The sequence below is a fragment of the Achromobacter sp. HZ34 genome, assembly GCF_002209485.1.
Classification (GTDB): domain Bacteria; phylum Pseudomonadota; class Gammaproteobacteria; order Burkholderiales; family Burkholderiaceae_B; genus Bordetella_C.
The window spans coordinates 821,060-833,237 of record NZ_NJIX01000003.1; the positions used below are offsets into that span (position 1 = coordinate 821,060).

The window sequence follows — 12,178 nt, forward strand, 5'->3', positions numbered from 1 at the left end:
TTGGGCAGAAAGGAGCGATCCATGGCTAATCGCCTGTCCGTCATTGCCACCCGCACCGGTGACGACGGCACCACCGGCCTGGGCGACGGCACTCGCGTCAGCAAGGACGATCTGCGGATCGCCGCGATGGGCGACGTCGATGAGTTGAACAGCACGCTGGGGCTGGTGCTCGCCGAGTTGACGGCAGACGAGGCCGAGACCGAGACCAAAAGCACCGACACCTGCAACGCTGAGACAGCAAGTGCTCCGGCAGACGGAGCCCAGGCCGCCAGTGCGCACACTGGCAATGACGTCCCCTCGAACCACCAGGATCAAGCCCATACCCTGGCCAAGGATCTGCGTCGCGTCCAGCATTGCCTGTTCGACCTGGGCGCCGAACTGAGCATCCCCGGCTATGTCGCCGTCAAGGAAGAACACGCTCGGGACCTGGACGATTGCCTGAAGCACTACAACGCCACGCTGACGCCGCTGCAGGAATTCATCCTGCCTGGCGGCACGCGCACGGCCTCCCTGCTGCACGTAGCCCGCACCGTATGCCGACGTGCCGAGCGGGCCGTCGTAGCGCTGGGACGCGTGCAAACGGTGCATCCGCCGGTACGGCAATACCTGAATCGCCTGTCCGACCTGCTCTTCGTAGCGGCACGCCACGTCAACAAGGAAGCAGGCACAGGCGACATCCTGTGGAAGAGCCCGAACTCCCGGGCCGGTGCCTGATCGCTTGGCGGCAGCCCAGAAAAAAGGCCAAACCATTCATGGTTTGGCCTTTTTAACGTCTCCGCGTCTGGCAGACGCAGCGGCACCGCCGCTCAGTTCACCCCGGCCGCATGCGCCTGCTGATCGGCGTGATATGACGACCGCACCATGGCGCCCACGGCAGCGTGCGAGAAGCCCATTTCATAGGCCTCCCGCTCGAACATCGCGAACGTATCGGGATGCACATAGCGCAACACCGGCAAATGGTGCTCCGACGGCTGCAGATACTGGCCGATGGTCAGCATGTCGACGTTATGTGCGCGCATATCCCGCATGACCTGCAGAATTTCTTCGTCGGTCTCGCCCAAGCCCAGCATCAGACCCGACTTGGTCGGCACATCCGGATGCAGCTTCTTGAACTCAGCCAGCAGCTTCAGCGAATGCGCATAATCAGACCCAGGCCGCGCCTGCTTGTACAAACGCGGCACGGTTTCCAGATTGTGATTCATCACATCCGGCGGCCCGGCGTTGAGGATATCCAGCGCACGATCCAGCCGCCCGCGGAAATCCGGCACCAGCACTTCAATCCGCGTGGAAGGCGATTGCTCGCGCACCTGACGGATGCACTCGACGAAATGGCCGGCGCCGCCATCGCGCAGGTCGTCGCGGTCCACCGACGTGATCACCACATACGACAGCTTCAGCGCGGCAATGGTGCGGGCCAGGTTTTCCGGCTCGTTGACGTCCAGCGGATCGGGGCGGCCGTGGCCGACATCACAGAAGGGACAGCGGCGCGTGCACTTGTCGCCCATGATCATGAACGTGGCGGTGCCCTTGCCGAAGCACTCGCCAATGTTCGGACACGACGCTTCTTCGCAGACCGTGTGCAGATTATGTTCACGCAGGATGCGCTTGATGTCGTAGAAGCGCGAACCCGGCGCGGCGGCGCGCACGCGGATCCATTCAGGCTTCTTCAGGCGCTCGACCGGCACCACCTTGATGGGGATGCGGGCCGTCTTGGCCTGCGACTTCTGCTTCTGCGTGGGATCGTAAGGGACAGCGGCCGGAGCATTACCGGCGGCGGGCGCGTCGGGGGTCGCGCTGGAAGACGTATCAGCTGACATGGATCGAGGTTGCTTCGCGCGGCGCGCAAGGCGTCGCCTGGAATCAAAACGACATCATACTCCGGCCGGTACAAGGCCCCGGAAACCGACCCTGCCCCGGACCGGGCTTTTACCGGTTACAAACGAGGGCCAGGCGTCGGGCCAGGCGTTCGCCGACCTCGGCCAGGTCGGCCCGCACGCCGCAACGCGCCAAGTCAGTCGTCGCCAGATTGGCGTACCCACAGGGATTGATACCGTCGAACGGCCCCAGATCCATGTCCACGTTCACGGCGACGCCGTGATAGGTACAGCCGGAGCGCACCTTGATACCCAACGCCGCGATCTTTGCCAGTTCGCCATCGGCACCGGGGACGTAGACGCCAGGCGCACCCGGCTTCCTGCAGGCCGCTACCCCATAGTCCGCCAGCAGGCCGATCACGGCATCTTCCAGGAAAGCGACGTATTCCTTCACGTACATCCCGGCGCGGCGCAAATCGACCAGGACATAGGCCACCACCTGCCCCGGGCCATGATAGGTAACCTGGCCGCCCCGATCCGTGCGCACGACGGGAACGGCGCCGGGCGCCAGCACATGATGCGGCAAGCCGGCCTGCCCCAGCGTATAGACCGGGGCATGCTCGCATAACCAGATTTCATCCGCCGTGGCGGGCGTGCGGGCCTCCGTGAAGGCCTTCATCCCCTGCCAGACCGCCTGGTAGTCGGCAGGCCGGTCCAGCCAGCGATGGGCGGACACATCCATCAACACGGCCTGGGATTCCGACCTTACAGCACGATGGACACGAGATGGTGTCCATGCAACGCGCGGTAAAGCTCGTCCAACTGCTCGCGCGAAGTGGCGCGCACGGTGAACGTCAGGCCGATGTAATTGCCGCCCTTGCTGGGCCGCATCTCGACCGTGGCCGGATCGAAGGCGGGGTCGAACTGCAACACCACTTCGGTCAGCATCTGGGCGAATTCAGGATGCGCCTTGCCCATCACCTTGATGGGAAAGTCGCTGGGATATTCGATAAGGGAGTCTTCAGGAGCGATCGTAGTCATGCGAGCTATATGGGGGCTGGCGCACGCTTTCCAAGCAGGGCCGCGATCCGGGCATCATACCCCGCGCGCAATTTGGCATAAACAGGGCCGGGCTTGCCGCTACCGACAGGCCGGCCGTCCAGCCGCGTGACGGGCAGCACCTCGCGGGCGGCGGAGGTGATCAGCAACTCATCCGCGGCCTCGACCTCCGCGCGCGGCACGTCGCGCATCTCCAAGGCAACGCCGGCTTCTTCCGCCAGCTCGGCCAGCAGGCCGTAGCGTATGCCTTCCAGAATGCGATGGTCGCGCGTCGGACTGATCAGCTTGCCGCCAGACACCACCCAGATGTTCGCCGAGGCCGCTTCCGTCAGCAGGCCATCGCGGAACTGGACCACTTCGTCCGCGCCGGCATCGACCGCCGCCTGCTTGGCCAGCACATTGCCCAGCAAGGACACCGACTTGATATCGCAATGCAGCCAGCGGTCATCCGGAATGGAAATCAGGGCCTGGCCGTTTTCGCGCGCGGCGGCACTCGGTGGCGTAAAGGGCGAAACCATGCCGAATACCGTCGGCGTGACCGTGTCGGCGGGAAAGCCATGATCCCGCTTGGCCACGCCCCGCGTGATCTGCAGATAGACGAGACAGGACGGCGTCGCCGAACGTTCGAGCAAGCCAAGCACCAAGGCTTCCCAGCCGGCGCGGTCGAACGGCGAGGCGATACGCACCTTGGCCAGGCTGCGCTCCAGGCGAGCCAGGTGCTCGGACATCCGGAACGGCCGGCCCTCGTAGACCGGCACGACCTCGTAAATCCCATCGCCAAAAATGAAACCCCGATCCAAAACCGAGATCTTGGCGTCCTGCAGACGCACGTATTCGCCGTTCAGATACGCCTGGCTATCGCCCGGCACGCCCGGAATCATGATGCTGCTACTCCTGGTCAGCGATGGACATCGCTGCAAAATGACTGCGGCATAACGCCACGAAATAAAAAAGGGGGCGGACCGATGGTCCCGCCCCCTTCATGCCAGACGGCCGAGCGCAAGCTTACTCCCGCCCACCCGGTGGAAACAGCTTTAGTTGAACCAACGCTTGACCGTGTCGACCATGCGGCCGAAGAAGCCGGCGCGTTCCACCGGTTCCTGCACCACCAGCGGCTCGACGCGCAGCGTCTTGTTGTCCAGCGTCAGGCGCAGCGTACCGACTTTCTGGCCCTTTTCCAGCGGCGCCACCAGCGGATCGGTGCGCTCGGCAACCGGCTTGACGTCAGCCGTCCTGCCGCGCGGCACGGCGATCCACACCGGTGCCGGGGGACCCAGCTTGACGGTCTCGACCTTGCCTTCCCACACCCGGGCATCCAGACCAGGCTGGGCCTTGTCGAACAGCTTCACGGTGTCGAAGTTCTGGAAGCTCCAGTTGAGGATCTTCAGGCTTTCCTCGGCACGGGTCGATTCGCTGTCGGTCCCCACCAGTACCGTCAACACCCGGCGATCGCCGCGCAAGGCAGTGGCCACCAGGCAGAAACCGGCCGAATCCGTATGGCCCGTCTTCATGCCATCCACCGACGGATCGGCCCACAGCAGGCGATTGCGATTGGACTGCGAGATCTTGTTGTAGGTGAAGCTCTTCTGTTTGTAGAAGTGGAAGTAATCCGGGTGATCGGTGATCAGATGCGTGGCGATCGTGGCCAGGTCCCGCACCGTGGTCATGTGCTGCGGGTCGGGCAGGCCCGTGGCATTCATGAAGTGCGTGCCCTTCATGCCCAGCCGTTCGGCCTCCTGGTTCATCAGGGCGGCGAACGCGGTTTCACTGCCACCGACGGCTTCGGCCAGTGCCACCGATGCGTCGTTGCCGGACTGCACGATCACGCCCTGCAGCAGCTCTTCCACCGTCACCGGCTTGCGCGGCTCGATGAACATGCGCGAACCACCCGTGCGCCAGGCGTGCTCGGACACCGGCACCTGCTGGTCCAGCGTGATGCGCTTCTCATCCAGGGCATTGAAGACCACATAGGCGGTCATGATCTTGGTCAGCGACGCCGGCTCGACCTGCTGATCGGGATTGGACGCCGCCAGCACCTGGCCACTGTTGACGTCGATGCTGACCCATGCGCGCGCCGCCAGCGTGGGCGCCGGGATGGACGACAGGTCGCCGACGGGGACGATATCCTTGGAATCCGTGGCGCCGATCTGCGTCGGCGCCACCGCTTTGCCGGGTGCGACGGGGGCCGCGGGGGCGGGAGCCGATGCGGCAGCCGGTGCAGCCGGCTTGGCCTGTGCCCATGCAGCGACCGGGCTGCCTCCAATCATCACTACCATCAGGGCGCCCGCGACGACGCGGCGGGACAAGGATACGGGAGTCATGCTGGGCAAAGGCAGTCGTGTCATCGGCAAGCGTCGGTGTTCGTAGTCGTGGCGAGGGTAGGAAAGTGACAATTATAGGCAGCGGAAAATTCGTCGCACTGCGAAGATTGTGATGCGCGTGTCAGCAAGATGAAACGCTATGAAACATCACAACAGAAATTGAACAAAGACCTATGCCTGGCGCGGCTTTCGAGCCAATTGGGCCTGGAGACCCAAGTGTGGCGCGAGGGTCACATTTCACGGCCTGCACAGCAGCGCTTTGTATCATTAGTAAGATATTCGTGACACTATTGTGCATCGCGTGCCGTCCCCCAATTGACGGCCTACTTTCCCGACCCCAGCACACACATCCATGAGCGGTATTTACCATTTCTGGACGGTTGTTCTGTCCTTGCTTGTTGCAACGCTGGCGTCCTATACGGCCTTGAATCTGGCGGGCCGCATCACCTCGGCGACGACCGACACCGCGCGCCGCACCTGGCTTTCCGGCGGCGCGGTCGCCATGGGCATGGGCGTCTGGTCGATGCACTTCATCGGCATGCTGGCATTCACCCTGCCCATCCGTACCGGCTACGACTACAGCATGACGGCGGTTTCGCTGACCATGGCTATCGGGGCATCCTATGTCGCCCTGCTGGTTTCGACGCATGGTCCGCTGACCTGGCACCGGGCGCTCATCGCCGGCGCCGTGATGGCCGCCGGGATCTGCGGCATGCACTATCTGGGCATGGCCGCCATGCGCATGATGCCGGCCATCCAGTACGACACCGGCCTGTTCCTGCTGTCCGTGCTGATCGCCTATGTGGCGTCGGTGGCCGCGCTGTGGATCGCCCATGCCCTGCGTACCGAAGAGGCCGTGGTCTTCCTGACGCTCAAGCGCCTGGGCGCCTCGCTGATCATGGCGGGCGCGATTACCGGCATGCACTACACCGGCATGGCCGCGGCCAACTTTGACGCCAATGCCATCTGCGGCTCCGCCGACGACCTGGACCTGCACTGGCTGGGGTTGTCGGTGACCGGGGTCACCCTGTTCGTGCTGTGCCTGACGCTGGTGCTGTCCGCGCTGGAAAGCCGCTTCGACGCCTCGCGCCGCTCGTGGAGCGGATCGCTGCAAAAGCTGAACTCGGCGTTGCTGCGCATGGCCAACATCGACACGCTGACCGACCTGCCCAACCGCGCCAGCCTGACGCGCAATATGGAACAGGCCATCGTGCGCGCCCGCAACGACGGCACGGAGTTCGCCGTGCTGTTCATGGACCTGGACGGTTTCAAGAGCATCAACGATTCGCTGGGGCACAGCATCGGCGACGGCATGCTCAAGGCCTTCGCCCAACGCCTGCGCGCGCGGGTGCGCCGGGAAGACACGGTGGCGCGATTGGGTGGGGACGAGTTCGTGGTGCTGGTGGAAGGCCTGCCCAACCGCGACGGCGCCGCGCGCGTCGCGCAATCGGTGGTGGACGCCTTGCGGGAAGAACTGGTGTTCAACGGCACATCGCTGCGCGTCACCACCAGCATCGGCATCGCGCTGTACCCGCACGATGCCGACACCGTCGACCAGCTGATCAAGCACGCGGACATCGCCATGTACGGCGCCAAGCAGGATGGGCGCAACGGCTACCGCTTCTACGAAGAGAGCATGGGCGAAAGCTTCAAGCGTGTGCTCACCGTGCAACAGGGTCTGCAGGAAGCCATGGCGCAGGACCAGTTGTTCCTGCATTTCCAGCCCAAGTTTTCCGACGGCGGCCGCCACCTGACCGGCGCCGAAGCATTGATACGCTGGAACCATCCCCGCCTTGGCGCCATCATGCCCGCCGAATTCATACCGGTGGCGGAGCGGTCCGGACAAATCATCGACATCGGTTACTGGGTGACGCGCACCGTGTGCCGGCACTTGAAGCACTGGGATGCACAGGGCCGCGAGCCGCTGCGCATCGCCATCAACCTGTCACCGCAGCAGCTGCATCATCCCAACGTGGTGCCGCGCATGCTGGAAATCTGCCAGCAGGAAGGCATCGCGCCCGCGCGCATCATGTTCGAGATCACCGAAACCGTGGCGATGCACGACGCCGAGCTCAGCTCGCGCGTGATCCACGCCTTCCATGCGCAGGGTTTCAATATCGCCATCGACGACTTCGGCACCGGCTATTCCAGCCTGGCCTATCTGCAGCAGTTCCGCGTGCAGCAGCTGAAGATCGATCGCTTCTTTACCAACGGGCTGGATACCCATGGCGAGGAAGGCCGCAACATCGTGGCGGCCATCGTGGCGCTGGCGCATTCCATGAATATGGAAGTGGTGGCCGAAGGGGTGGAGACCGCCACCCAACTGAACGCCCTGGACGATTTGTCTTGCGACCAGGTGCAGGGCTATCTGCTGGAACGCCCCATGCCGGCGGATAAATTCGAGACCTTTCTGGACCAGACCGTGGAGAAAGCGAAGCGCGCAGCGCTGGCCGCGGCCGCCGGTGCGACGACGGTTGTCGCCGCCGGCGCACTCGACATTACCCCAGGGCCCGCGCCAGCCGCGTAAGCACCAGCTGCTTCAGCAGCAACAGCTTGCCGTGGAAGAAATGGCTGGCGCCGGGAATCACCACCACCGGCACGCTGCGGTCGCGCGTCCAGTCCATCAATTCGCCCAGGGGCACCACTTCGTCCTGCTCGCCGTGAACCAACAGCGTGTCCGGCGGCAGATCGACCTGGCGGAACTGGAAGCGCCACACCGCCGGGCCGGCCAGGATCAGCGCGACGGGACGCGCCTGGCCCGCTTCGGCCAAGGCTGAATCCAGTTGCGCGGCGACGGACGTGCCGAAAGAGAAGCCCGCCAGCACCCACGGCAGATCTGCCAGTTCGGGATGGCGTTCGAGCACCTGGGCGACCAGCTGCTGCATGTCCGCGGTTTCGCCCTGGGCCTTGTCGAACTCGCCTTCGGAATTGCGCACGCCACGGAAATCGGGCCGTACCGCGACCAGGCCTTCCTGCACGCAGGCGCGCGAAATCGTGGTGACCACCTTGTTGTCCCGCGTGCCTTCATGCAGCGGATGGGGATGCAGCACCAGCGCCCAGCCACGCGGAGCTTGCTCGGGCCAGTCGATGGCGCAATCGATACGGCCGGCGGCTCCGGCAAAGGCGACGATTTCGGTGTGGGCGGACATTGGTAGTCGAAGACGATAAAGAAAGACGCGACAGTTTAGTGCGTGGCCATGGGCACGCCCGCCGGGCCGGCCGGCGCGGGCAATTTCTGTGACAGCCACAGCGCCAGGTCATCCAGGGCAGCGTCCGTAGCCACGCGCAAGGCTTGCGCACCGCCCGCGGCGTCCTGGGTAGTTGCAGGCGCGGAACGCGTAACCCGTACGGCATCTATCGTGCGGCGCTCGCGCAGGAGCACGGCCTGGAGGCTGATCCGTCCTTCGCTGGACGAGCCATCAGGCGCATACACCTGTTCGAAGCGCGTCAGGGTCAGTTGCAGCACCGGTGCGCGGGCATCGATGGTGTCGGACAGCACGGGCCCCTGCGTGGACAGGCGCTCGACCAGGCGCTGCTGCACCAGTTGAGCCGGCGCCGCCGCCCAGCGATACGTCGCATAGGACTGCGGATTGGCGCTTTCGCCGATACGCCAGATCACGCCGGCGTCATTGAGCATGGGAGCGGCCGTCGTGGTGACCGCGATCGGCTCCCGCTTGGGCAGGTTGGGGAGCGCCGGCTCCGCGGGCCCCAGGTCGAACAGGGACGCCTGCGGCGCGCTGGCACGGCCCAGGCTGCATCCGGCCAGGGCGAGCGTGGCGGCGGCCAGGCCGATGGCGGGCAACAGCGTCAGCAGGCGGCGGCGACGGGCCAAGGGGCCGGAGACCAGGCCAGCAGCGTGGTCAAGTTCAGCGGTATTTACAACGGTGCTAACAACCCCGGCGACGTGAGCAACGCCAGCGGTGCCGGCGACTTCATTCATCATCATGCTTATCTCCCGAAGCCCGCGAAGCCGGCTTCACCCGGTCCGGGGCGCGACGGCGGCGCGCCGAACAATAAGGACTGCGGCGAATCGCCGACACGGCGTACCGTCAGCGACACCCCGCGCGCCGTCGAACTGACCTGATTCGCCATATTGGTAACGGCGGGCAGGGTTTCGCTCGACAGGCGCGACGCGGCCTCTGAAATCGTCTGCAGGCTTGCGGTAGCGACATCCAGCGCGCCGCCGCGTTGGTCCAGGCGCAACAGGGTCTGGCGTGCAATCAGTGCCAGCTGGTCGAAATCCTTCGCCGCCGCCTGGGCCTGTTTCGACGTCGCGTTCAGGTTATCCAGCAGCGGACCGATCTTGGCGGCCGCCGGCGCCAGCTCATCGCTCAGCACCTTCAGAGAATGGGTCAGGTCGACGGCGTTCTGCAAGGACGCATGCAGGGCCTGCACGTTCTGTTCGTCCAGCACCTTGCTCAATTGGGCGGAGATACTGGCGACGTTTTCCATGATGGTACCGCCACGCTGCGTGAAGCGCTCCAGCAGGCCCGCCCGCAACGGAATCACCGGCAGATCCTTGCCGACCTGCTTAAGGCGTTCGATGGAGCTGCCGTCATCGCGCAGATCCACATTCGCCAGCCCGGTCACCCCTTGCACGCCCAGTTCAGCCCAGGTCGATTCCGTGATGGGCGTATTGGGCGCCACGCCGATGCGGATACGCACCTGGCCGGGCACGTCCGGATTCAGGGCCAGCGACTGTACCTTGCCCACCGGCACGCCTTGATAGCGCACGGCAGACTGGGCCGACAGACCACCGACGGGGGTGGAGGACACGATTTCATAGTCGCGCAGGGCGGCGCGGTCGCGGTTGATCACCACGGCGATCACGATCACCGCCGCCAGCAACAGCAGCGTGAACGCGCCGGCCAGCAGAGCGTAGCTACGGTTTTCCATTATTGATGTCCTTGGGAGCGAGATCGCCCAGCGCACGACGGCCGCGTTCGCCCAGAAAAAACGTTTGGATGAAGGGGTGGTCCACCTTCAGGATTTCAGACAGCTTGTCGCAGGCGATCACGCGTTTGTCGGCCAGCACGGCGACGCGCGAGGACAGCGCCACCAGCGTGTCCAGGTCGTGCGTCACCATCACCACCGTGAAATGCAATTGGCGGTGCAGATTGCGCACCAGTTCGACGAATTCGTCGGAACGCAGCGGATCCAGGCCGGCGGTGGGCTCGTCCAGGAACAGCAGCTCCGGATCCAGCGACAGCGCGCGCGCCAGGGCCACCCGCTTGATCATGCCGCCGGACAGATCGGACGGCCGCTTGTAGGCGTCGTTGGCGGTCATGCCGACCATGTGCAGGCGGCACATGACTACGTCCTGCACCAGGTCCTCGGGTATCGAACGCAATTCGCGCAAGGGCAGCGCCACGTTGTCGAAGACCGTCAAGGCCGAGAACAGCGCGCCCGCCTGGAACAGCACGCCCCAGCGCTGGGCCAGGCGATTGCACTCGCCCGTGGACATCTCCGTCAACGGCATGCCCAGCACCTGCACCGTGCCGGCGGCGGGCGTATCCAGGCCGATGATTGCACGCAGCAGCGTCGTCTTGCCGGAACCCGATCCGCCCACCAGCGCCAGGATCTCGCCCGGATAGACCGACAGATTGAGGTTCTCGTGCACCACGTGATCGCCAAAGGCCGTTTTCAGGCCGCGCACCGAAATGATGGGCGCGACCGTCAGGGCCGTATCGGTGAAAAGGTCTGGCTGGTCGTGGACGTCGTCTTTCATAGGGCCACCCGGCTGAGCAGGACAGCAAAAAGCGCATCGACCAGGATAACGCCGGTGATGGACGTCACCACCGACGTCGTGGTGCGGCGGCCCAGGCTTTCGGTATTCGGCTCGATGATCAGGCCGAAGTGGCAGGCCACCATGGCGATGACGATGCCGAACGTCACGCCCTTGCCCAGGCCGATGATGTAATTGGCCAGGCTGATGGCATCGGGCAGGGATTGCAGGAACCAGGACGCCGACACCCCCAGCTGGGCCCTGGCCGCCAGCATGCCGCCGAACAGCGCCAGGGCGTCGGTCCAGACCACCAGCAAGGGCATGGCGATGGCCAGGGCGACCACGCGTGGCAGGATCAGGCGCTGGCTTTGCGAAATCCCCATCACCCGCATGGCATCCAGTTCCTGCGTCACGCGCATGACGCCAATCTGGGCGGTGATGGCCGAACCGGAGCGGCCGGCCACCAGGATGGCGGCCAGCACGGGGCCCAGTTCGCGGACGATGGATACGCCCAGCAGGCGCACGATGAAGCGATCGGCGCCGAACATCTGCAGCTGCTGCGAAGACAGGTAGGACAGTACCACGCCGATGAGAAAGCCCACCAGTGCCGTGATGCCCAGCGCCTGCGCGCCCATGCGGTAGATCTGCGCGGAGATCTCGCGCCAGGGGATGCGGCCGGGGTGAATTAGTAAATGGCCCAGGTCGAGCACCAACTGGCCCAGCATCGCCGTCATGGACTTCCCATGGCGCGCGGCGGTGAAGATGGCGTCGCCGATGGCGCTGACCGGACCCCAGCGGTCCTTGCGGGGTGCTTCGGTAGTGCCGCTGCCAGGGTGAGTGGCCAGCGCCTGGAAGACCTCCTGCAGGCCTGTGGAAATGCGCAGGCGCTTGGGCAGGACGTCGCCCCAGGCGTGCCACAGCAGATTGGCGCCGACGGTATCCATGCGCTCTATGCCTGTCAGGTCCCAGCGCATGGCCGGCGTCGCCTGCGCCAGCGCCTTGCGGCGGGCCTGGACTTCGCCGGGGTGCGCCAGGGCCTGCACGCTCCAGTCGCCCGCCACATAGCAGATGTCGCCGGACTTCCTGAACGGGGCGACAGCGGGGCTGAAAGGCTGGGCGGTATGGACCATGTAAGCAGGGGCGGTGGCTAGGGGCCGAAGCTCCGGGGTGGTAACAGCGGTAATCATACGCGGACGGGGCGCAATAATTGGTGACGAGCGTGGGCAGCTGTGTTTCGGCAAACGGGCGAGTGCCGGCTG

General features: G+C 65.0%; 12 protein-coding genes. 2 read left to right on the top strand and 10 right to left on the bottom strand.

The genetic code is table 11. The features are described 5' to 3' along the window. Window positions 1–21: 21 nt before the first annotated feature. On the top strand, window positions 22–714 hold the full coding sequence (locus tag CEY05_RS15800; RefSeq protein WP_088599313.1) for a cob(I)yrinic acid a,c-diamide adenosyltransferase: 693 nt from the start codon (window positions 22–24) through the stop codon (window positions 712–714). Between the two features lie 92 nt (window positions 715–806). On the opposite strand, the gene lipA is transcribed toward CEY05_RS15800, so the two are convergent. From lipA to CEY05_RS15825, 5 genes are all read right to left on the bottom strand, one after another. Then, window positions 807–1,817 (bottom strand): lipoyl synthase, encoded by a 1,011-nt coding sequence (gene lipA / locus CEY05_RS15805; RefSeq protein WP_088599314.1) that lies wholly within the window; start codon window positions 1,815–1,817, stop codon window positions 807–809. Between the two features lie 109 nt (window positions 1,818–1,926). Next, window positions 1,927–2,556: a lipoyl(octanoyl) transferase LipB gene (gene lipB / locus CEY05_RS15810; RefSeq protein ID WP_088599315.1), complete on the bottom strand. Its 630-nt coding sequence runs from the start codon at window positions 2,554–2,556 to the stop codon at window positions 1,927–1,929. Window positions 2,557–2,579: 23 nt separating this feature from the next. Next, on the bottom strand, window positions 2,580–2,855 hold the full coding sequence (locus CEY05_RS15815; protein WP_088599316.1) for a DUF493 family protein: 276 nt from the start codon (window positions 2,853–2,855) through the stop codon (window positions 2,580–2,582). Between the two features lie 5 nt (window positions 2,856–2,860). Further along, on the bottom strand, window positions 2,861–3,754 hold the full coding sequence (locus CEY05_RS15820) for a D-amino acid aminotransferase (RefSeq protein WP_088599317.1): 894 nt from the start codon (window positions 3,752–3,754) through the stop codon (window positions 2,861–2,863). A 153-nt stretch (window positions 3,755–3,907) separates the two neighbouring features. Then, window positions 3,908–5,194: a D-alanyl-D-alanine carboxypeptidase family protein gene (locus tag CEY05_RS15825; protein WP_369825950.1), complete on the bottom strand. Its 1,287-nt coding sequence runs from the start codon at window positions 5,192–5,194 to the stop codon at window positions 3,908–3,910. 352 nt (window positions 5,195–5,546) lie between these two features. Here CEY05_RS15825 and CEY05_RS15830 point away from each other — a divergent pair, with 352 nt between their 5' ends. Next, the gene (locus CEY05_RS15830) at window positions 5,547–7,721 is read left to right on the top strand and encodes a bifunctional diguanylate cyclase/phosphodiesterase (protein WP_088599319.1); all 2,175 of its coding nucleotides are present in this window, start codon (window positions 5,547–5,549) and stop codon (window positions 7,719–7,721) included. On the opposite strand, the gene CEY05_RS15835 is transcribed toward CEY05_RS15830, so the two are convergent. Genes CEY05_RS15835 through CEY05_RS15855 form a run of 5 tightly spaced genes read right to left on the bottom strand, consistent with a single transcriptional unit; the run spans window position 7,693 to window position 12,049 of the window. Further along, the gene (locus CEY05_RS15835; RefSeq protein WP_088599320.1) at window positions 7,693–8,343 is read right to left on the bottom strand and encodes an alpha/beta hydrolase; all 651 of its coding nucleotides are present in this window, start codon (window positions 8,341–8,343) and stop codon (window positions 7,693–7,695) included. The genes CEY05_RS15830 and CEY05_RS15835 overlap by 29 nt on opposite strands. Before the next feature lie 35 nt (window positions 8,344–8,378). Continuing rightward, the gene (locus CEY05_RS15840) at window positions 8,379–9,140 is read right to left on the bottom strand and encodes an ABC-type transport auxiliary lipoprotein family protein (protein ID WP_369825951.1); all 762 of its coding nucleotides are present in this window, start codon (window positions 9,138–9,140) and stop codon (window positions 8,379–8,381) included. A 2-nt stretch (window positions 9,141–9,142) separates the two neighbouring features. Further along, entirely contained in the window at window positions 9,143–10,090 is a 948-nt protein-coding gene (locus CEY05_RS15845) for an MlaD family protein (RefSeq protein WP_088599321.1), read from the bottom strand. Next, window positions 10,077–10,922, bottom strand: a complete 846-nt coding sequence (locus tag CEY05_RS15850; protein WP_088599322.1) for an ABC transporter ATP-binding protein — start codon at window positions 10,920–10,922, stop codon at window positions 10,077–10,079. The genes CEY05_RS15845 and CEY05_RS15850 overlap by 14 nt, the downstream gene beginning before the upstream one ends. After that, entirely contained in the window at window positions 10,919–12,049 is a 1,131-nt protein-coding gene (locus tag CEY05_RS15855) for an ABC transporter permease (RefSeq protein ID WP_088599323.1), read from the bottom strand. Before CEY05_RS15855 ends, CEY05_RS15850 begins: the two co-directional genes overlap by 4 nt. Between the last annotated feature and the right edge of the window lie 129 nt (window positions 12,050–12,178).

Excerpts from the sequence above, each read along its gene's own strand:
- CEY05_RS15800 (WP_088599313.1), top strand. The coding sequence starts at position 22 with ATGGCTAATCGCCTGTCCGTCATTGCCACCCGCACCGGTGACGACGGC.
- CEY05_RS15820 (WP_088599317.1), bottom strand. The coding sequence starts at position 3,754 with ATGATTCCGGGCGTGCCGGGCGATAGCCAGGCGTATCTGAACGGCGAA.
- CEY05_RS15815 (WP_088599316.1), bottom strand. The coding sequence starts at position 2,855 with ATGACTACGATCGCTCCTGAAGACTCCCTTATCGAATATCCCAGCGAC.
- CEY05_RS15840 (WP_369825951.1), bottom strand. The coding sequence starts at position 9,140 with ATGATGATGAATGAAGTCGCCGGCACCGCTGGCGTTGCTCACGTCGCC.
- lipB (WP_088599315.1), bottom strand. The coding sequence starts at position 2,556 with ATGGATGTGTCCGCCCATCGCTGGCTGGACCGGCCTGCCGACTACCAG.
- CEY05_RS15855 (WP_088599323.1), bottom strand. The coding sequence starts at position 12,049 with ATGGTCCATACCGCCCAGCCTTTCAGCCCCGCTGTCGCCCCGTTCAGG.
- CEY05_RS15825 (WP_369825950.1), bottom strand. The coding sequence starts at position 5,194 with ATGACTCCCGTATCCTTGTCCCGCCGCGTCGTCGCGGGCGCCCTGATG.
- CEY05_RS15850 (WP_088599322.1), bottom strand. The coding sequence starts at position 10,922 with ATGAAAGACGACGTCCACGACCAGCCAGACCTTTTCACCGATACGGCC.
- CEY05_RS15835 (WP_088599320.1), bottom strand. The coding sequence starts at position 8,343 with ATGTCCGCCCACACCGAAATCGTCGCCTTTGCCGGAGCCGCCGGCCGT.
- CEY05_RS15845 (WP_088599321.1), bottom strand. The coding sequence starts at position 10,090 with ATGGAAAACCGTAGCTACGCTCTGCTGGCCGGCGCGTTCACGCTGCTG.
- CEY05_RS15830 (WP_088599319.1), top strand. The coding sequence starts at position 5,547 with ATGAGCGGTATTTACCATTTCTGGACGGTTGTTCTGTCCTTGCTTGTT.
- lipA (WP_088599314.1), bottom strand. The coding sequence starts at position 1,817 with ATGTCAGCTGATACGTCTTCCAGCGCGACCCCCGACGCGCCCGCCGCC.